Here is a 20042-nt window from a genome sequence, read left to right on the forward strand (position 1 = left end):
GGTTTAGCCAGACTTTGACCTTAGGGTTCAGGTTATGTGAAACCCACAGCCCGGTAAGCCACACCATTCAGACAATAATTCTGCGATCTGATGAATCGGATCACCTTCCTCCAAATCCTCCGAGCGCAAAACCGCATGCCAGGGAACAGTGATGCCATCTTGAGTGACCTGCGCGCCAACGATGCGACCTTCTTTCAGCGCGGATTGCAGCGCCCAGTTGGACAGCACGCTTGTGCCCAGATCCGATGCGACCAACTCGACAATTGCCTCGGGCAGTTCAACGGTTGCAGCCCATTTCGGGTAACTGTCCGTCGGGCGGAACAGCAATGCAAATTCCCGGTCGGGTTCTGGGATCTTTGTATATGTGATAAAGGGCTCTCCTACGATATCTGAGCCTTCGACATATGCACGCTCGGCCAGTCGGTGCGACGGTGGCATGATGTAAAGCAGGGGGTCATCGAACAGTTTGATGCTGCTGAGTCCTGCTTGCGAAACCGTGCCCGAAGTAATCGCAATGTCCAGATGCCGGTTCAAAAGACCGGTCAGCGGATCGCTACGTGCGCCCGCCATGATCTGGATATCGATCCCGTCGGTGCGCGATTTCATATATTTGATGAAAGAAGGCAACCAGCGATAGTTGCTGTAAGCTTCGACCGACAGACGCACCACATGCTGGACGTTGGCGTTCATGCGCCGCACGTCTTCTTCTGCACGGCTAAGGTCGGTCAGGATGCGTTCGGCCACGATTGCCATATAGTCCGCCGCCGGTGTGCGACGCAGTTTCTTGTGCATTCGGGTGAAAAGGGGCACGTCAAGGCGGCGCTCGGCCTCGCGCAGACGGTGCGAAAGGGCCGATGGCGTCACCCCCAGTTTCTTGGCGGCATCGGTGATCCGACCCGTTTCGTTGATGGCTTGGATCAGTTGCAGGTGGCGCAGGTCAAGCAGCGGTTTCATGTGTTTCTAGCCTGAAAAAAATTCACAAAAACCAAAAAACTTCGAAATTGAAATTCAGTCAATAACAAGGTGAAGTCCCGCCAGGTTTTCTTTTGGAGCATCCCCCATGAACGTTGACGCCCGACGCGCGATCGAACAGGACAAGGCCCATCACGTCCATCCTCAGTCGAATCTGCGCCAACATGCCGAGAACGGCCCGACGATGATCACTCATGGTAAGGGGGTTTTCATCTATGACAGCGAAGGGCGCGAGATCATCGATGGTTTTTCCGGGCTGGGGTGCGTGTCGCTGGGTTACCACAACGAACGTCTGTCAAACGCGGCAAAGCGGCAAATGGATGTGCTGCCTTTTGCGCCCACATTCTACAATCGTTCACATCCACGGGTTGCGGAGTTGGGTGAGCGTCTGATTGGAATGGCGCCGGTTGATATGGACCGGGTGATGTTCCAGTGTTCGGGGTCCGAGGCGAATGACACCGCAATCAAACTGTTGTGGTACACCAACACCGCCAAAGGCGAGCCGAACCGCCGCAAGATCATAGGGCGGGTGCGGGGTTACCACGGCAATACAATCGCCACGGTTTCGCTGTCGGGTCAGCCACATATGCACGCCAAGTTCGGTCTGCCGCTGCCCGAATTCAAACATACCGAGCTGCCGAACTATTACCGCTTCCACATAGACGGTGAGAGCGAAGAGGAGTTCTCGGCCCGGATGGCTGCAAAATTCGAGGAGCTTTTATTGGCGGAAGGTCCTGAAACTGTTGCAGCTTTCTTCGCCGAGCCCGCCATTTCCGGTGGCGGCGCGCTGATGCCACCTGAAGGCTATTGGAAGGAAATGCAGGCAGTTCTGCGCAAGTATGACATCAAGTTCTTGGCTGACGAGGTGGTCTGCGGCTTTGGTCGAACCGGCAATATGTGGGGTTCTCAGACCTGGGGGCTGGAGCCTGACATGATCTCTTGCGCCAAAGCGCTTTCGGCAGCGTTTTTCCCAATCTCTGCCCTGATGTTCAAGGACGAGATGTATGCCGACATGATGAAAAACTCGGATGAGGTCGGCACCTTCGGGCATGGCTACACCTACGCAGGCCACCCTGTTGGGGCGGCTGTTGGGCTTGAGGCACTGGTCATCTATGATGAGATTGATCTGGTGGGCCACGTTCGCAAGGTCTCGACTCGGTTCCTTGAAAAGTGCCACGCCATGGCCGACCACCCTTTGGTGGCCGAAGTGCGCGGTGTTGGTCTGTTCTGCGGCTTTGAGCTGATGAAGGACGCAAAAACCCGCGAGCCGTTTGATCCCTCTTGGAAAGTTGGCGAGCTTGTGCAGAACTTTGCGCATGATCGGGGCTTGTACCTGCGTGCGATCGGTGACCGGATGAGCTTTATGCCGCCGCTGGTCATCAATGAAGACGAGATCGACATCGCAACAGAGCGGTTCAAAGGCGCATTGGACGATGCCTGGGCTGTGGTGCGCGCCAAAATCTGATTACGTTATTGAGGTTGGGCATTTGCTCTCGCCTGATCTCTGCGCCGCCGGCTCTCCCAACTTTCGGCGGCGCGCCTTATTTTGAATTGCCCCAGCCTGCCAAGGAGAACAGGGATGACAACACCGCTGGAACCGAAACTGCCCGATGCGGGTTTGGCTGGAAACTATATCAACGGGGCTTGGCATTGGCCTGAAGGGCGGCTCGAGATCGAAAACCCCTCGCGCCGTGCGCCGATTTGCGAAGTCGGTCGCGGCACGTCGGCCGAGGTCGACTTGGCAGTCGAAGCCGCCCGTGCTGCGTTGCCAGCGTGGCGCGCTTTGGCTGCGAGTGAGCGTGGAAAACTGCTCACCGAACTCGGACGTCGCCTGGAAGAAAACGCTGAAGAGGTGGCCCGTGTCTTGGCGGCAGAGTCCGGTAACGCCATCAAGACGCAATCGCGCGGCGAGGCGATGGGGGCTGCTGGTGTTCTTAAATATTACGGCGGCGTGGCGGTTGAACAAAAAGGCGAGACTCTGCCGCTTGGGCCTGGATTACTGAGTTATTCGACACGCGAACCGCATGGGGTTGTCGGGTCGATCATCCCCTGGAACTCTCCTTTGCAGTTGGGGGCGGTGAAGATTTCGATGGCATTGGCAACCGGGAATTGTCTGGTGCTGAAACCGGCCGAAGACGCACCGCTGGCGATCCTGAAGCTGGCTGAACTTGCGGATGGTCTGTTTCCGCCGGGGGTCTTCAATGTTGTGACGGGGCTGGGTGAAGAAGCAGGTGCAGCGCTTGCTTCGCACCCGGGTATCGACAAGGTGTCCTTTACCGGTTCAAGCGAGGTCGGCAAACTGATTGGCAAGGCCACGGCTGATCGCATCGCCAAGCTGACTCTGGAACTGGGCGGTAAATCCCCCACAATCGTCTTCCCAGACGCCATTGCCGATGGTCGTCTGGACAGCACAGCGCAGCAGGTGGCGAATGCCATGCGCTTTGCCCGTCAGGGTCAAAGCTGCACCGCGGGTTCACGGCTGTTTGTGCACAAGGATATCTGGGACGAGCTGATGCCCAAGGTTGCCGAGAAATCCGCCGCACTGAATGTGGGCGACGCGCTGGATCCGGATGTAGATATGGGCGCGGTCGTGAACGCTGAACGCTATGGCGAGATCCGCGCCTATGTGGCCGAAGCCGAAGCCGAAGGGGCCACTTTCCTGATCGGGGAAACTCCGGCTGAGGATCCGGCCGGCTTCTGTCCCAACCCGACCATCATCACCGGCGTCGACAACAATTGGCGCATCGCGCGGGAAGAGGTGTTCGGCCCGGTTATGGTCGCCATCCCCTTCGAGACGGAAGAAGAAGTCATCGCCATGGCCAATGACACCCATTACGGGCTGGCCGCGTTTCTATTCACTCATGATGTCAGCCGCATCACGCGCCTGACGCGTGCCATCGATGCGGGTTGGATACAGGTCAATCAGGGCGGCGGGCAAATTCCCGGTATGTCTTATGGCGGCACCAAGCAATCGGGCATGGGCAGCGAATACTCGATCGAAGGCGCGCTTGAGGCCTATACTTACCGCAAATGCGTCACCATCAATATCGAGGGTGGCGCGTGAGCACGGATCGCTTCGGCAATGCCATTGATCCGGGTGTGGGATATGCCCGAGGGTCGCTTTTGCAAGGTTCAGCGGATGAGGTGCGCAGGCTGACGCAGGCGGGTCGCGTTGCTGCAGATTTCGTGGTTCGCGAAGGTATCGACAAGATCGCCATTTGTACCGGGAACCTGCGGTTCTACCCAGCGACGCCGGACGATCTGAGCCTGCTGTGCGAAGAATGGATTGGTCCCGGCCTTTTTGGCGAAGAACTGCGCCAAGCCGCAATCGCGCATATGGGTGGGCAGGGGCACGAAGTTGCAGCGGTGGTGAACCGTACAAGCGCCGGGATCGTTGCTACTGTATTGGCCCATTCCGCAGGCAAGCCGGTGTTGTCGTTGGTTGCAAAAGGTGACCGGAGCCATGCCTCGGTTCTGCGCGGAGCGCGGCTGGCCAATGTGCAGGTCCGTGAAGTTCACGATCTGGAGTCTGTCCAACAGGCGTTAGCCGAGGACAGCCCTGCGTTGTTTGTGATCACGCCTGTCACTTCAGAGCTGTCCATGCTGAGCGATGACCTGATCCGCGACGCGGTGGCGGCAGGCAAAAATGCGGGCTGCGTCACGTTCCTTGACGACGCTTACGGGGCGCGGTTCCGCCCTGTTCTGCATGGCGGTGGGGCGTCGCTTTCCTTTGGGGCCGATCTGGTCATCACCAATGCGGACAAGGCAGGTTTGTCCGGCCCGCGTGCCGGAGTTCTTTGTGGCGACCCGGTTGTGTTGGTCCCCGTGCAGGCCAAAGCCAGCGAATTGGGCATGGAAGCCCGCGCGCCCGTTGCTGTTGGTGCAATGCGCAGTTTACAGGGGTTCACTCCGGACCTGTTGCTGCAAGAGGCACAGGATGGGCAAGACCTGGCCGATGCGTTGGAAGCCGCATTGGGGAAAGGTCAGGTAACGCGATCAGCGCTGGGCCCGAAAATTGACGAACAAGACGCGATGGAAATCGTTCTTGGAATGGCTGGACTCGAAAAGGGCGATATCGTCCCTGCCGAGGTTACGGCCGCGATTGGTATGTTGATGTTGCGGGACAAAGGCATTGTGACGGTCAATACACATGGTCAACCCGGCGGGCGTGTTTCGATCCGGTTGAAACCAACATCTGGTGCTGTGGCCCGCGCCGGAGGCGCAGTGGCGGTGGCTGACTGTTTGATGTCGGCAATGCGCCAGACGGCGCAGCATTTGCACGACAAGACATGGTTCGCGGCAACACTGTTTGGAGACACGTGAATGGCCGATACAACTCTGATCACCCGACTGGACACCCGGCTGGACCAGTTGGTGAACATCGACATGGGTGAGCGTGGCGTCGAGCATCTGTTCGAGGCCGCACGTGCGCTGGAAGGTCGCTCGCTGATCGGTGCGGCAGCGGATGCACTGATGGCGGTGCCTGAAGGCGGGACGGTTGTGTTGACCACCGGTTCGGTCTCGCGCGCTTGGATCACGCCGGATTTGGGCGAAAACGATGGCCCCTCAGGTGCGGCGGCGATTGCAAGGGCATTGGTGCTGGCGCGGAGCGTGACCTGCGTGATGTTGTGCGAAGAAACTCTGCTGCCCGCAATTCGCAAAACCTGTCAGGCAGCGGGGTTGTTTCCTGTGACGCTGGAACAGGCGGCAATTGCCAAGGCCGACAAAAGCCTTGCCACGATTGTCATGTTGCCATACGCGACCGATGACGCGGGCGGGCAGGCGCAGGCGGAAATGTTGCTGGCAGACCTGAAACCCGATCTTCTGTTCTCAACAGAACGGGTGGGGCGCAATGAATTCGGTGTTTATCATTCCATGCGCGGTATCGACTATGGAATGGGTCGTGCGCGTGTTGATTTCCTGTTCGATCTGGCTTTGGAGCGCGGTATCCCTGTTGTCGCAGTCGGAGATGGCGGCAACGAGATTGGCATGGGCAAAGTCGCCGACCACGTAAAGGCACACGTACCGTACGGAGATAAGTGCCAATGCGGTTGCGGCGGTGGCATTGGGGCAGTGACCAGCTGTGATGTGCTGGTGACAGCCGCTTGTTCCAACTGGGGCTGCACTGCAATTGCCGCAGCAATGGCCGCTCGTGCGGGTGACGCGAAATTGATGCATACACCAGACCGAGAGGCCCTATTGCTAGATACGATGGTCGCAAGCGGCCTGATCAACTCAACTCACGGTATCGTCGATGACAGTGTCGACGGTTTCCCACGCCAAAGCCATATAGCGGTGGCCGAGCTTTGCCGCACGATCGTGAGCCGCGCGCTCTGAAAACTTACAGGACTGAACAATGATCCAAGACAATCCCGCCCTCATCGAAGCAATCCGTAACCGGTTCGCGCATGTCGATTCCTGCCCGTTTCAAGGTGAACGGATCTTTTTCGAGAACGCAGGTGGTGCGTTGACGCTGAAATCGGTCGCCGAAACCTCAGCCTTTTATGCAGCGATCCCTGACAATCCGGGCCGTATCAACCCAGCGGGGCAGGGCACCCAGGGCGTCATCAACAAGGTCAAGCAAGATCTGGCCGTGTTCATGAACGCCTCGTCTGGTCAGTTCTTTGCCGGGGAAAGCGGGACGGAACTGTTGTTCCGCATGATCCGCACGGCCTGCCTGGCCGCGCCAAAAGGGTCCAAGGTAATCGGGTCGTCCATCGAACACCCCGCCACCCGCAGTGCCGCGCGACGTTGGGCTGAGATCGCAGGTCTGGACTATGTGAATGTGCCTCATGACAATGAAACAGGTCTGGTAACACCTCAGGACTATGCCGCACTTATGACCCCGGATGTGGCCGTGGCGACTATCCTGCATGCGTCACCCGTTACGGGCATGGGTATGGATGTCGCTGCAATTTCTGCGGCCATTCGGGCGGTTGCGCCAGACTGTCTGATCGTTGTTGATGGCATTCAGCACGCGGCACACGGTCAATTGGACCTGGACGCATATAATGTCGATGGCTACGCGATCTCGCCCTACAAAGTTTTCTCGCGCCATGGCTATGGCATTGCCTGGATCTCTGACAAGCTAAGCGCCCTGCCGCATGATATGCTGATCGACGCACCCGCCACAGGGTGGGAGTTCGGTACCCGCGACACCGGGTCTTACGCGACAGTATCGGACGTGGTTTCGTATTTCGATTGGCTGGGTGGCGAAGTTTCGGATGAAAGCGACCCTCGCAAGCGGATCGAGGCCGCAGGTCACGCTATTCACGCCTATGAAACGCATCTGACCAACACCGCGATCAACGGCACAGGCAACCTGCCGGGACTACGCGACATGGATCACGTGACCATTTTGGCGGGGGCAGAAAACCCGGCGCGCGAGGGGTTGGTTTCTATCGTGGTGAAAGACAAAGCTTCGGAAGACGTGGTTGAAGTGCTGAACCAGCAAGGCATCCGCACCCATACGCGCAAGGCGGACCACTATTCGGGTAATGTTCTGACACCGCTGGGTCTGCCGGACTGTATCCGCATTTCGTTTTGCCACTACAACACAGAACAGGAAATCGCTCGTCTTCTCGCTGCGGTAAATGAGCTGGGTGGCGACTGACGGTCCCGCACATCAACGGAACTGAAACGTTTCCGCAAGGCAGGATGATCAGGATGGGGCACTTCGATTCAGAGTTCAAAGTAAGCCGGGGTTGCCCGGTTGAACTGAAGCGCTTCATCTTCCTTGCAATGCCGGGGTTTTCGGCACTTGATCTGGGCTCTGGCGTTGACGCATTGGCCGCCGCCAACAAAGCGGCAGAGCAAATTTTGTTCCGTTGGCAGATTGTCAGCGAAGACGGCGCCCCAGTGGTGTCATCAGCGGGTATGAACATCGCGGTTGAGGGCGCATTGCCAGCGGTCCAGAACGGCGATTGCATTGTCGTATGCGCCTCCATCGATACCCAGAAAACGCCAACATCGGAAAGGATCAATGCTTGGCTTCGCAAGGCCACACGGCAGGGGGCTCGGCTTTGCGGCTTGGGTGGGGGTGCGCTTTACCTGGCCCTCATAGGATTGGCGCAAAAAGGCAAGATCTGCGCGCATTGGCGCTTGCAGCCGGTTTTTGAGGAAACCTTCCTGAAACTGGACCCTGTCTGCACAATCTATGAAGAGGAAGCCAATTTCCTGTCCAGCGCCGGCGGGGCTGCGACGCTTGACCTGTTCCTGGCTTTAATTCGGCAAACAGCGGGTACGGCGATTTCGAACCGTGTTGCGGACGACCTGCTATGCGCGTCGGTGCGACCGGGCGACAGCCGTCAAACTATGACTGACCGTTGCAGATTGCAGCATAGGAACGAAAAACTCTCAAGGGCGGTCGCGGTGATCCAAGACAGTCTGGAAGATCCTCTCCCTACATCCATGCTTGCACAGAAAGTCGGAATATCTACGCGCCAACTGGAGCGTCTGTTTGGGCGTTATCTGGGGTGTACGCCTAAAACCTATATGACGAACCTGCGGTTGGACAGGGCACGCGTGCTGTTGCAACAGACCCAAATGAGCGTGATCGACGTCGCCGTCGCATGCGGCTTTTCCTCTGCCAGTCATTTTTCAAAACTGTATCGCAGGCAATTCGGAATCTCACCTCATATCGAGCAGAGCGCGCCTTAGGGCCAGCATCTAGTGGCTGGCAGAAGCATTCGGACCAAGGTCTGATCCGAACACCTCTCCCTATTTGCTTAACCGCGCATCCGGGCATTGTCTGGATCGTAGAGCGGGCGCAGGCTGGCTTGTGCCGTCACAGACCGTCCCGCCACCTTCACCTGATAGCTGCGTGCCGCAAGAGCTTTCATCGTCATGCCTTCGGGCCGCGAAACATAGCCCATGCCAATGGCCCCACCGACGCTCCAGCCATAGCTGGCCGAGGTCAAACGCCCAACGATTTCCCCATCGCACAGTATGGGTTCTTTTCCAAAGATCAGGGCGTCTGGATCGTCGAGCCGCAGTGACAGCAAACGGTTTTCGGGACCTGCCGATTTGCGGGCAACAATGGCCTCTTTACCCGTAAAGTCAGTTGTGAAGTCACATGCAAAAGTCAGGCCGCTGTCTACCGGGCTGTCATGTGGGCCGATGTCGTGACCCCAGTGGCAGAAGCCTTTTTCGATCCGGCAGCTGTCTACTGACATGCCACCGCAAAGGCGCGGCGCGTCAGGGGCGGCAATGATGGTCTCGAACACTTGCTGCGCGAATTCGGCCGGGATGTGCAATTCCCAACCTAACTCGCCGACATAGGTGATCCGCTGGGCGCGAACTGGCGCGTGACCAACATGCAGGGATTGCCAAGATCCAAAGGGGAAGGCGTCATTCGACAGATCCGCGTCCGTCAGCCCGGCCAGGAAGTCCCGCGCTCGCGGGCCCATCAGGGCCAGCGTCGCCTCGGATGAGGTGACGTTGACAACTGAAACCGAGGTGCCTGCCAGTTGCGTTTTCAGCCAATATTCCGTTTGCGGTTCAGCCCCGGCAGACGCCATGACCAAATAGCGGGATGTGCTAAGCCGAGCGACGGTTACATCCGCTTCGATCCCGCCTTGTGGGTTGAACATGTGGGTATAGATCAAAGCACCCGGCGCAACTGCCATATTGGCCCCGCAAAGCCGCTGCATCTGCGCTTCTGCGTCCTGCCCATCCACGATAAACCGGCCAAAGGTCAGGTCGATGCAGCCCAGATCGGTGCGCAGCGACTGATGTTCTGCTTGCCAGTCGTCGAACCACGGCTCGCGTCCGAACCCATCCGTCATCTCGCGCCCATAGTATAGCGGACGTTCCCAGCCATTGGCGCTGCCGAACTGTGCGCCCGCGTCGCGTAGATGCATGTAGTAAGGCGTACGCCGCAAACCACGTGCCTCAGTCTTGCGAAGATAAGGCCAGTGCATCGCATAGGCGTGTCCAAGCGTTTCGGCGGCCTTGGTCGCGGTGTAGCTGTGCGCGTTCAAGCCAGGCACGATGCGGCGGCTGTCCACATCGGTGAGGTCCATGGTCATGTGACCCGCCATGATCCATTCAGCCAGCGCCTTGCCCGCGCCGGGGCCATTTTGGATCCCGGTTGAGTTGAAACCTGCTGCGACCCAATATCCCGTCACATCCGGGACTGGTCCCAGATAATGCTTGGCGTCTGGGGTAAAGCACTCCGGACCGTTGAAGAACTTGCGAATACCCGACTCCGCCAGCGTGGGAACACGCACCATAGCCGCTTCGAGGATGGGGTAGAGGTGTTCTTCGTCGCAGGGCAGTTCGTCGAATTCGAAGGCCTCGGGCAGGCCATACTTGGGCAGCCAAGGGGTCGCGTTAGGTTCGGAACAGCCGATCAGAAGTTTGCCCGCATCCTCTTTGTAATAGGCGTATTCATCCATCACCCGCAGGACAGGCAGGTCTCCGGTCACGCCCTCAATCGGGTCGGTGACCACGTAATAGTGGTTGGTGTAATGCAGCGGGATCTGCACCCCATGAGTCAGGCCAAACTCGCGCGCCCACATGCCGGTGGCGTTGACCACATGCTCGGCGCGGACCAGACCTTCGGCGGTTTCAACGCCGACAGCGCGCCCGCCTTCGATCACAACGCGGGTGACCTTGGTATCTTCAAAAACCTGCGCGCCGCTCATCCGCGCGCCCTTGGCCAGAGCCATCGTCGTGTCGATGGGATTGGTATAGCCATCGCCGGGAAACCAGAACGCGCCCTTTGCACCGTCGACGGACAGCAGAGGCCAGCGATCCTGTGCCTCTCTCAGGCTGATCTCTTCTGCGCGCAACCCGCATCCATGGGCATAGTCGACCTTGCGCCGCAGCTCCTCCATGCGCGCCTCGGTCAGAGCCACAGTCATCGAGCCGTTGCGCTTGAACCCGGTATTCTGCCCTGTCTCGTCCTCGAGGTTTTCCATCAGGTCGAGGCCGTATTTCGCAAGCGCAGACATGACCGGCACGCCTTGTGTTTCGCTGACCAAGCCAGCGGCATGCCATGTCGTTCCGCTGGTCAGTTTCTTGCGCTCGAACAGGGCGACCGACCAGCCTGCCTTGGCGAGGTGATAAGCGGTCGCGCAGCCGACAATGCCGCCGCCGATGATAGCGACCTGAACGTCCGTCGGAAGAGATTTCGCCATGGGTCTTATCCCCGCAACCGGTCGTTTTCGGGATCGTAGAAGGGCACGCTCGACACGGTTGCGTTGACCGGAACACCCAGCACTTCGATCTGGTACACATCACCGGGCTTCGCGGCCTCTGTCAGATAGCCCAGAGCGATCCGCTGGCCGATGCGGAAGCCGGTGCCGCCCGAGCTGACATAGCCCACCGGCTTTCCATCCCGGCAGATGGGGTCGGAAGACAGCGCGTCGGCGCCGTGGCCGTCGAGTACGAAGGCGGTGAAGTGATAGTCCTTCGGCTGCTCAGCCTGCGCCAGAAACGCGTCGCGCCCGACAAAGCTGCTTTTCTTCTTGCTGACAAAGCGATCCAGACCGGCGTCAAAAGCAGTGTATTCGATGCCGAAATCAGCGCCCCAGCCGTGATAGCCTTTCTCAAGCCGCATGGCGTTCAGCCCGTAAGAGCCGAACTCGACAATGCCGTGATCAGCACCTTGTTCCATGATAGCGGTGTAGACGCGGACCAGATCCGCGCTGCGCATGTGCAGTTCCCAGCCCAATTCACCGACATAAGACACCCGCAGCGCGATGACCGGTGCACCTGCAATGGTGATCTCGCGCACCGACATCCAAGGGGCGTTTTCTTTGGACAGATCATCCTCGGTCAACGGTTGCAGCACTTCGCGCGATTTTGGTCCCATGACCATCAGAGCAGCGTCAAAATCAGAGCCTCGGGTCAGGGTCACGCCCTCGTCCGGTAGGAATTTCGACATCCAGTCGTGATCGCGCTGATCGGCCAGAGTGGGGCCGCAGAGCAGGTATTTGTCCTCATCCAGCCGCGCAATCGTGGCCTCGGACCAAATCTTCCCCTTGGTGGTCAGCATATAGGACAGCTTGACCCGGCCCACGGCGGGCATTGCGCCGCAGAAGACACGATTGAGGAACTCGGTGGCCTTTGGTCCTTCGACCTCGTAACGTGTGAAGCCGCCGTGATCCATCACGCCAACCCGGTCGCGTACGCCTTCGCATTCAGCTTTGACCGCATCGTGCCAGACCTCGTGATGGAAGCTCAGCTGGCTATCATCCTTGATTTGGTCCGTTTCAAACCAGAAGGCGCGTTCCCATCCTGCAACCTGCCCAAACACTGCGCCTTTGTCTTTGAGCGTCTCGTAAAGCGGCGTTGTCTGAACTGGTCGGCCCGATTTCCACAAGCGATGCGGGTAGGGGATCGCGTATTGGTGCTCATACAACTCACTTGATCGTTTGACAGTATAGTCGAACGTCGCCCACTCCTCGCCAAAGCGGCGCGGGTCCCAGAAGGACATGTCCCATTCGGTTTCGCCTTCGGTGATCCACTCGGTCAGGGTTTTCGCTGCTGCTGCTGAGTGGGTGATACCCACCGGGAAACAGCAGGCATGGTAGAAGTTCGGCAGACCAAACGCCGGACCGCAAAGCGGCGCGCCATCGGGGCTGTAGGGGATCGGACCATTCACGAAGCGGCTGACCCCGGCCTCACCCAGCAGCGGAACATGTTCCAATGCGGCTTCGAGGATTTCGGCGATGTCGTCGACGCTGTCGGGATAAAGCTGATTGGCAAAGCAATCGGGCATCCCGTCCAGCCATGCGGGCCGGCCTTCGTGACCGTATGAGCCCAGCAGCAGCGCGTTCCGCTCGCGCCGCAGGTAATACATGATGTCCGGGTCGCGGACGAGCGGGAAGTTTTCCGGATTGGCTTCAAGTTCCGGCAGGCTTTCGGTGACCAGATACTGATGTTCCAGCGTGACGACGGGCAGTTTCTGGCCGACCATCTCACCCACCTGACGACCGTAATAGCCCCCGGCGTTGATCACGATGTCACAGACAACATTGCCCTTGTCTGTCTGAACCTCCCACTCGCCCGAAGCGCGGCGTGAGATGCCGGTGACCGTAGTAAACCGCGCGATCGCCGCGCCCTGATCCCGCGCGCCTTTGGCCAGGGCCTGGGTCAGTTGCGAAGGGTCCACGTCGCCCTCATAGGGGTCAAGGATGCCGCCGATGATGCTGTCACCCGAGCTGAAATAGGGATGCATGTCGTCCATTTCGGACGGGGTGAGCATCGCCATGTCATAGCCCAAGCCTTTCGAGATGCCGACAAGATGGCGGAACAGGTCCATGCGTTCGGGCGTGTGGGCGGGCCAGAACGCACCGGTGTGGCGGTAGGTGATCGGATAATCGACCTCTTCCGCCAGTTCCTTATACAGTTGCCAGGCGTAGTTGCCCGCGCGCATGCCGCCCCAGCTGTTGGCATAGGTGGGGATGTTACCTGCTGCGTGCCAGGTCGATCCGCTGGTCAATTCGTTCTTTTCGATCAGCAGTGTGTCGGTCACCCCGGCTTTGGCAAGATGATAAAGGGTCGAGACACCAACCGCGCCGCCCCCGATGATCACAACTTTGGTTTGGCTTTTCATGTGTTTAATCTTTCAGATGGATGGGCAGGCGAGCGCGCAGGGCGGCCTCGATATCGGCCGGCAGGTGGGAAGGCGCAGGCTGCGCTTCGATCTCGGCAACGCGGGCTATGGCTTTGTCCCAGACGGTTTGCGCACCGCTTTCAAGCCAGTCATTGACGCTCTGGCGATCGCCCAGAGACGGATAGACGTATTCCTTGGTCATCAGATCCAAGGTCTGAGCGGTGCCGAGGAAGTGCCCTTCGCCGGTCACGACCTGTTCGATCATGTCCAGATCAATCGAGCCTTCGAACATTTCAACGCCGCGCACTGAACGCAGGATGGCACCGCACATGTCGTTGTCGATCACCAGAGCCTCTTTGCTGGCTGCCATGATCGAGCCCAGCATACCCACGGACAAGTTTATCATGTCAGCGCCGCCCTGTGCGGCCAGCGCAATTGTATAACCCTTTTCATAGCCCGACTGCGCGTCCGCCGTCTTGGCATCGGTCATGCCCGCTGAAACGGTCGAGGGCAGGCCGAGGTTCAAAAGCAGTTGCGCAGCGGCAGCATTGGCCACAGCAGCCTCGCCCGAACCGCCGGTCATAGCGCCAGTCCGCAGGTCGGAAATGAACGGCAGGAACGCCAGAATACATGGAAAGCCAGGCTGCATCATGTTGACCAGAACCAGACCGGCCAGAGACTCAGCCAAACCCTGTGCCAATGCGCCAGCCAGCGCGGCCGGACTTGTTGCACCCGCCTGCGCCGCTGAGCAGATCTGCAACGGCATCCCCAATCGGACGCATTCGCGCATCACCCCGCAGGCCTCTTCGGCCAGCGTCAGCGGTGGCACCACGTGACAAACGGATGCGAAACAGAAGGGCTGCGCCTTGAACGCGCCGTCGCCGCCTAAAGCCGCGTCGAACATTTCAACCACGGGGGTTACATTGGCGGGCTCGAAAAAGCTTGTGCCAATGGGTTTCGAGGTCGCCTTCATCGCGGCAAATGCCGTGTTGATATCCAGCGTCAGCGGGTCTTCCAGATCCCGGGCCACAACGGGACGCAGGGAATAGTGAATGCTGTCGCAGGCATCCACGATGCGCATCAGGCTGTACAAGTCTTGTAACGTGCTGTCGCGGAACGTATTTGTGGCGGCGTCAAGCACTTGCACCGCTGCGCCACCGGTACCGATATGGACACGACCGCCGCCAACCTCGATCCCGCGATCCCGATTGAAACCGGGCAGTTCTACGCGTTTACACGCGCCTGCGATTATGTCCTCGACCAAGGTGCGTGAAAAGGTGATGCGGCCATCAGTCCGTTCCGTCGCCCCATTCTCTAACGCCAGTGTGCGAATATCTTCAGGTGCCTCTGAGACACCAATTTTTTCCAAAATGTCGATGGCGGTATCGGTGATATGCGCCAGTTTGCTGTTATCCAGCGGCATAAATCGACCGCCAAGGGGCGGTAAAGTCATCTGTGGCGTCGCGGAACCAGAAGCCCGTCTTGATCGTGTTCGCCGCATGAGCGCGTCCTTGATGAGGTGTTTTCCCGCGCATCTTAGGAAGGGTGTAGTTTTAGCTCAATTCCATTATTAGCTGATTTTTGTGAATGCAATTCATTCAAATACACGGCGTAACCTGTAAACTTACGCACCGAAGTCTTCATGTTTCAATGAGGACGATACCGCCCCGTGAAAAGTCAACTATGTGGCGTTGACGTAATCACACCACGTTCGACCCAATCGTCAAAAAGCGTTAAAACGGCGTCGCAGAACGCGGTATCGTTGATATGGGCGTCCAGTTCGGTCATTGGCACCTGATCAGGCATCACCCGGCGGGCTTCGTCGATCATTTCGGCTAGTGCTTGTGGGTCATACGCCTCTTCACCTTCCTTGTCCCAGGCTTCGATGCCTTGCAGTGGCAGAAAGAAATGCGTTGGTCCTTTTGCTGCACCCAATCGATTGGCAAGTTCCCGAATCCAGGCGCGCCGTTCGGCCCCGTTGAAGACCGAACTTTTGATCAGCCGGTTGTGTTCGTGGAAAGGCCGGTCGGCATAGTGTTCGGGGATGTCCTGCCAGCCTGCAAAATCCAGCAAATCCAGCGCGCCGGGGGCTACCATCTGCGGGATACCCATGCGCCCGGCATTTGTAACCCGGTCCTCGCCGCTTGAAACGACCGAGCCCGCCATGAGGTTTCCGAATTCCTGCATACAGAAATCCATCACGCAGGCGAACGCGCCTTCGCTGGCCAGTTTTTCGTAGGCCATGCCACCCATCCCTGTGGAATGAAACACGGCCACTTCAAACCCGCGCTCTTCCAGTGCTGGTTTCAGGGTCTTCATGTACCGCAGACAGGATGATCCCAGGCTGGTCATGCCAACCAGCGGCTTGCCGCGGTCCGGTGCAATGGCGGCCTTTGTCGCGCCGACCACGGCCCCAGCCGCCTGACTGAGCGATGATTGGCAGATCGAATTCATGCCATAGAGCCCGCCGGCCCAAAGGATCATCTGAATATCGGGGGCCAGCCGGTGTGGCGGGATAAGCGGTGAAAAGCTGACGGTTGAGACAATGTATTTAGGCACGCCCATCGGCAGCGCCTGCGCACAATCCAGTGCAAGGTCGGTGCCCATTGTGCCGCCGGTGGCCAGCATCCCGTCAAACCGTCCGTCGGCATAGGCCCGTGCAACCACTTTGGCGGCCCCGGCAGACATGATGCGGAAGGCTTTATTTTCGTCTCCTTGGGCGATGACCTCATCAATTGTCATGCCACCAGCCGCGGCCACGTCATGCTTTGAGATGTCAGTTGGTGCAGAGGGATCGCCCAAAACAGACACATCCATCGTCAATACATTGGCACCCTGCGCTTGAATTGTTTCTTCGATAAACCGCATTTCGGGTTCTTTGGTGTCGTAGGTGCCGATCAACAGGATTGTTTTTTTGGTCATTTGTGCCTCACTTGTTTTTCGGCGGTCAGAGTTTGATCCAAGCGGTTTTCAGATCGAAGTACTTTTCCATTGCATGCAGCGACTTGTCATGTCCGTTGCCCGACTGACGAACACCACCAAGGGGAACGGTCAGGTCTGCGCCTCCATAGGTGTTCACGTGGACAACCCCGGCACGAATGCTTGCGACCATGCGATGCGCGCGGCCTAGGTTCGAAGTCCAGACCCCGCCCGCCAACCCGTAAACGGTCGCATTGGCCAAACGGATCGCGTCTTCTTCGTCCGTGAAGGGCGTGACGGCCAGAACAGGGCCAAAAACTTCGTTTTGGAAAAGCGTGTCAGTTTCTTTCACCCCGGCCATGACGGTCGGTGCCATGTAATAACCACCAGTCTCGGTCAGAATACGGGCGCCACCTGTGCGGCGCTCAGCGCCTTCCGCTTCGGCTGTGCTCACGAAATCCAGATTGGCCTCCAGTTCGGGCAGGCTGTGAACCGCGCCGATCTGGCTGTTCAGGTCCAACGGATCGCCAACGCGAAAGGCTGAGGCGTGGCGGGTGATTTCGGAGACGAAGTCCTCGTAAATCTCCTGTTGGATCAACAGGCGCGATCCGGCGACGCAGACCTGGCCCGAATTGCGGAAAATACCAGCGGCTGAAACCTTGGCCGCTTCGGTAAGGTCCGGGGCATCGGCAAAGACGATGTTCGGCGATTTGCCCCCCAGTTCCAGATAACAGCGCTTTAGGTTGGACCGCGCGGAATATTCCAAAAGCCGCCGCCCTGTCGCGCCGGACCCGGTGAAGACAAGGATGTCGACATCCATAGACAGCGCCAACGCTTCGCCGACGACTGGGCCGCGCCCTGTCACCACGTTGAACACGCCGTCTGGCACCCCGGCCTCAGCTGCCAGTTCGGCGATTTTCAACAGGCTGAGCGAAGCGCTTTCTGCTGGTTTCAAGACCACGGAGTTGCCTGCCGCCAACGCCGGGGCGATTTTCCAACTGCCGATCATCAGCGGAAAGTTCCATGGCACAACCGCGCCGACAACGCCAACGGGTGCGTGATGTATCAGACCCAGAACGTCGTCACCCGTGGGGGCGATCTGGCCGTACAGCTTGTCGATGGCTTCGGCATAATACCGGAACGTTGCCGCAGCCGAGAGCGCCTCGGCCTTATAGGCCATATTGATCTCGGTCCCGTTGTCGCGAACGCCCAGAACAGCAATCTCCAGCGTTTGGGATTCGATTAGATCAGCAAGCTTCAGCAGCACTTTCTTACGGCCCGCAGGGGCCAGTCGTGACCATCGCCCATCTTCAAACGATACCCGCGCCGCACGTACGGCGGCGTCGACATCTGCGGCACTGCCTTCGGCGATCAGCGCCAGCGGCTGACCGTTGATCGGGGAATGAACCTGATGCTGAGCACCGGTTTCACCATCCTGAAAGCGGCCGTTTATGAAATGTCCGCGCGGAGTGATTTCCTGAGTGCGCAGCGCGTCAATCGAGGACTGATCCATGAGGCTTTATCCTTGCTGTGTCGTGTCTTCGTCGAGAACCGGTTGCGGTTTGACGCGGTCCTTGTGTTCCTGGATCAGAGATCGAATGTGCAACAGGATGATCCCCAGGATCATCACAAACAGGATTGCCGCGATGGGCCGGTCGATGAAATCAAGCGGTGATTTCACCCGGGCCATGGCGCTGCGCAGTTTGACCTCCATGATCCCACCCAGAACCATACCTAAAATGATGGGCACGATCGGCAGGTTCAGGCGTTTCAGGATCAGGCCAAAAACGCCGAACCCGGCCGCAATCGCGCAGTCGGTGATCGAATTTCGCAGGCTGTATACGCCCACAAAAGAAAGGGTCAGGATCATGATGCCCAGAAAGCGGGTTGGAATCTGAATGAGTTTCAGCAGCAGATTGGTCGAAAACAGCAAAAAGATCAGAACAACCACGTTCAGAAGGATCAACGCCATATAGAGGGCCATGACAAAATCCATCTGTTCCGCAAACAGTTGCGGGCCGGGGATCACGTTGTGGACGTAGAAAACCGACAGCATCATCGCGGTCAGAGCCTCACCCGGAATGCCCAGCGCCAAAAGCGGGATCATTGCAGCCCCCGGAACAGCGTTGTTGGCGGCCTCAGACGCCACCAGACCTTCGGGCGATCCTTTGCCAAAAGCGTCGGGATCTTTCGAGCTCTTCTGAGCATAGGTGTAAGACAGGAACTGGGAGGTGAATTCGCCGGTGCCCGGCACCATGCCCATGAGAACGCCCAGTGAAGACGACACGGTGGCGATGCGCTTCAGGCCCAGAAGCTCTTTCAGGCCGGTGAAAATATTGCCGCGAACATGTGCTTCGCCGGGGGCGTGTTCCTTATCGACCAGCAAAAGCAGCGCTTGGCTGATGGCAAACAAGCCCAACACAACAACGATCAGATCGACGCCCGATGACAGCCAGGTTTGCTCGAAGGTGAAACGCCGCGTGTATTTGACAGGCTCAAGCCCCACCGTGTTCAGGAAGATGCCAAAAAACGCCAGCATCGCGGCGGAAAAGGTCTGTCCACGATGGGCCAGGATCACGAGTAAAATACCCATGAAAGCGGCCAGAAAAATCTCGCGACTGCCGAAATGCGGGGCGACCCAGGCCAGAACGGGCGAAAGGACAATTAGGCAAAGGATCGAAAATATACCACCAAAGAACGAGGCTGAATAGGCCAGCGACAAAGCCCGATGGCCTTCGCCGCGTTTGGTCATGGGATAGCCGTCATAGGTGGTCAGGGCGTTCACGGCCGTGCCTGGGGTGTTGATCAGAATGGCCGGGATTGCGCCGCCATACATGGATGACCCGTAGATGCCCAGCAGAAGGGTCAGCCCAACGATAGGTTCGAAAGCAAATGTAGCAGGCAGCAGGATCGCGATGGCCACGGCGGCGCCCACGCCGGGCAAGGCGCCAATGATAACACCCCCGACAGAGCCGATGATCAGCGCCACCATGACTTGCCACTGGGCCAGAATTGCAAATCCAGAAATCAGATTGTCCATTGCGGCCTCATAGATAGGTCAGCGCAAAGGCGCGCAGCCCGTCGGGCAGGTATTCATAAACGCGACCAGCGGGGATGTTCACCTGCAGTAGCGCCCGAAAGACGATTGCGACTACCGCGCCAAAGACAAGGGCGATGCAAAAGGCCCCGGGCAAGCGAAACCCCAGACGGACAGTTAAAAGGGCTGCAAACAGCATGGTCGAGGGCAAGTATCCAAGCCATGGAACAGCAACAACGTAAATCAGAAAATAGACAACGTATTCGAGCGATTTCAGCCAAAACGTGATCTCTCGCAAACGGCCTGGAATACGTGGTGACAGGAATGAGCTCAGCAAATGCAGACCGCTGAACACAACCATGCCCCAGATCGCGACAGTTGGCCACAAAGCAGGCTGCGCAAACCACTTTGTCCGTTTGACGACCTGAGTTTCGCTTCCAAGCTGGCTGAGAAGGAACAGCGAGAACACGAAGAACATCGTGGCAAACACGATGTCACCGGGGCGTCGATAGCGCCGGAACATGTCTTGCAAGGTCTTTGCAATCATCG

General features: G+C 58.3%; 14 protein-coding genes. 6 read left to right on the forward strand and 8 right to left on the reverse strand.

The genetic code is table 11. The annotated features are described in order from the left end of the window. Positions 1 to 27: 27 nt before the first annotated feature. Positions 28 to 954 carry a LysR family transcriptional regulator gene (locus tag GS636_RS13150; RefSeq protein ID WP_171187624.1) on the reverse strand — a complete coding sequence of 309 codons (927 nt, stop codon included), beginning with the start codon at positions 952 to 954 and terminating at the stop codon, positions 28 to 30. Positions 955 to 1060: 106 nt separating this feature from the next. Here GS636_RS13150 and GS636_RS13155 point away from each other — a divergent pair, with 106 nt between their 5' ends. The 6 genes from GS636_RS13155 to GS636_RS13180 all read left to right on the forward strand — a co-directional run bounded on the left by GS636_RS13155 (position 1061) and on the right by GS636_RS13180 (position 8631). Further along, entirely contained in the window at positions 1061 to 2437 is a 1377-nt protein-coding gene (locus GS636_RS13155; RefSeq protein WP_171669790.1) for an aminotransferase, read from the forward strand. Between the two features lie 114 nt (positions 2438 to 2551). Next, entirely contained in the window at positions 2552 to 4036 is a 1485-nt protein-coding gene (locus GS636_RS13160; RefSeq protein WP_171669791.1) for an aldehyde dehydrogenase family protein, read from the forward strand. After that, entirely contained in the window at positions 4033 to 5295 is a 1263-nt protein-coding gene (locus GS636_RS13165; protein ID WP_216602898.1) for a hypothetical protein, read from the forward strand. The genes GS636_RS13160 and GS636_RS13165 overlap by 4 nt, the downstream gene beginning before the upstream one ends. After that, positions 5296 to 6309, forward strand: a complete 1014-nt coding sequence (locus GS636_RS13170) for a glutamate cyclase domain-containing protein (protein ID WP_171669793.1) — start codon at positions 5296 to 5298, stop codon at positions 6307 to 6309. It abuts the gene before it with no gap. A 19-nt stretch (positions 6310 to 6328) separates the two neighbouring features. Continuing rightward, positions 6329 to 7585, forward strand: a complete 1257-nt coding sequence (locus GS636_RS13175) for an aminotransferase class V-fold PLP-dependent enzyme (RefSeq protein WP_171669794.1) — start codon at positions 6329 to 6331, stop codon at positions 7583 to 7585. 53 nt (positions 7586 to 7638) lie between these two features. Continuing rightward, positions 7639 to 8631: a GlxA family transcriptional regulator gene (locus GS636_RS13180; RefSeq protein WP_171669795.1), complete on the forward strand. Its 993-nt coding sequence runs from the start codon at positions 7639 to 7641 to the stop codon at positions 8629 to 8631. Between the two features lie 68 nt (positions 8632 to 8699). Here GS636_RS13180 and GS636_RS13185 read toward each other — a convergent pair whose 3' ends face one another. The 7 genes from GS636_RS13185 to GS636_RS13215 form a co-directional block, all read right to left on the reverse strand. Then, positions 8700 to 11114 carry an FAD-dependent oxidoreductase gene (locus GS636_RS13185; protein ID WP_216602899.1) on the reverse strand — a complete coding sequence of 805 codons (2415 nt, stop codon included), beginning with the start codon at positions 11112 to 11114 and terminating at the stop codon, positions 8700 to 8702. 5 nt (positions 11115 to 11119) lie between these two features. Beyond that, positions 11120 to 13537 (reverse strand): FAD-dependent oxidoreductase, encoded by a 2418-nt coding sequence (locus GS636_RS13190; RefSeq protein ID WP_171669796.1) that lies wholly within the window; start codon positions 13535 to 13537, stop codon positions 11120 to 11122. Between the two features lie 4 nt (positions 13538 to 13541). Further along, a complete protein-coding gene (locus GS636_RS13195) occupies positions 13542 to 15038 on the reverse strand; it encodes a trimethylamine methyltransferase family protein (protein WP_256369068.1) in 1497 nt (498 codons plus the stop codon). Between the two features lie 176 nt (positions 15039 to 15214). Continuing rightward, on the reverse strand, positions 15215 to 16459 hold the full coding sequence (locus GS636_RS13200) for a Tm-1-like ATP-binding domain-containing protein (RefSeq protein WP_171669798.1): 1245 nt from the start codon (positions 16457 to 16459) through the stop codon (positions 15215 to 15217). Positions 16460 to 16484: 25 nt separating this feature from the next. Then, positions 16485 to 17969: an aldehyde dehydrogenase family protein gene (locus tag GS636_RS13205; RefSeq protein ID WP_171669799.1), complete on the reverse strand. Its 1485-nt coding sequence runs from the start codon at positions 17967 to 17969 to the stop codon at positions 16485 to 16487. 6 nt (positions 17970 to 17975) lie between these two features. Beyond that, positions 17976 to 19496, reverse strand: coding sequence for a tripartite tricarboxylate transporter permease (locus GS636_RS13210; protein WP_171669800.1), 1521 nt, complete (start codon positions 19494 to 19496; stop codon positions 17976 to 17978). Positions 19497 to 19503: 7 nt separating this feature from the next. Continuing rightward, entirely contained in the window at positions 19504 to 20040 is a 537-nt protein-coding gene (locus tag GS636_RS13215) for a tripartite tricarboxylate transporter TctB family protein (RefSeq protein ID WP_171669801.1), read from the reverse strand. Between the last annotated feature and the right edge of the window lie 2 nt (positions 20041 to 20042).

Source organism: Ruegeria sp. HKCCD4884, from assembly GCF_013110855.1.
Lineage (GTDB): Bacteria > Pseudomonadota > Alphaproteobacteria > Rhodobacterales > Rhodobacteraceae > Ruegeria.

Coding starts and splice junctions, on each gene's coding strand:
- GS636_RS13180 (WP_171669795.1), top strand. CDS start 7,639: ATGGGGCACTTCGATTCAGAGTTCAAAGTAAGCCGGGGTTGCCCGGTT.
- GS636_RS13205 (WP_171669799.1), bottom strand. CDS start 17,969: ATGGATCAGTCCTCGATTGACGCGCTGCGCACTCAGGAAATCACTCCG.
- GS636_RS13155 (WP_171669790.1), top strand. CDS start 1,061: ATGAACGTTGACGCCCGACGCGCGATCGAACAGGACAAGGCCCATCAC.
- GS636_RS13200 (WP_171669798.1), bottom strand. CDS start 16,459: ATGACCAAAAAAACAATCCTGTTGATCGGCACCTACGACACCAAAGAA.
- GS636_RS13170 (WP_171669793.1), top strand. CDS start 5,296: ATGGCCGATACAACTCTGATCACCCGACTGGACACCCGGCTGGACCAG.
- GS636_RS13210 (WP_171669800.1), bottom strand. CDS start 19,496: ATGGACAATCTGATTTCTGGATTTGCAATTCTGGCCCAGTGGCAAGTC.
- GS636_RS13185 (WP_216602899.1), bottom strand. CDS start 11,114: ATGGCGAAATCTCTTCCGACGGACGTTCAGGTCGCTATCATCGGCGGC.
- GS636_RS13215 (WP_171669801.1), bottom strand. CDS start 20,040: ATGATTGCAAAGACCTTGCAAGACATGTTCCGGCGCTATCGACGCCCC.
- GS636_RS13175 (WP_171669794.1), top strand. CDS start 6,329: ATGATCCAAGACAATCCCGCCCTCATCGAAGCAATCCGTAACCGGTTC.
- GS636_RS13150 (WP_171187624.1), bottom strand. CDS start 954: ATGAAACCGCTGCTTGACCTGCGCCACCTGCAACTGATCCAAGCCATC.
- GS636_RS13160 (WP_171669791.1), top strand. CDS start 2,552: ATGACAACACCGCTGGAACCGAAACTGCCCGATGCGGGTTTGGCTGGA.
- GS636_RS13195 (WP_256369068.1), bottom strand. CDS start 15,038: ATGCGGCGAACACGATCAAGACGGGCTTCTGGTTCCGCGACGCCACAG.
- GS636_RS13190 (WP_171669796.1), bottom strand. CDS start 13,537: ATGAAAAGCCAAACCAAAGTTGTGATCATCGGGGGCGGCGCGGTTGGT.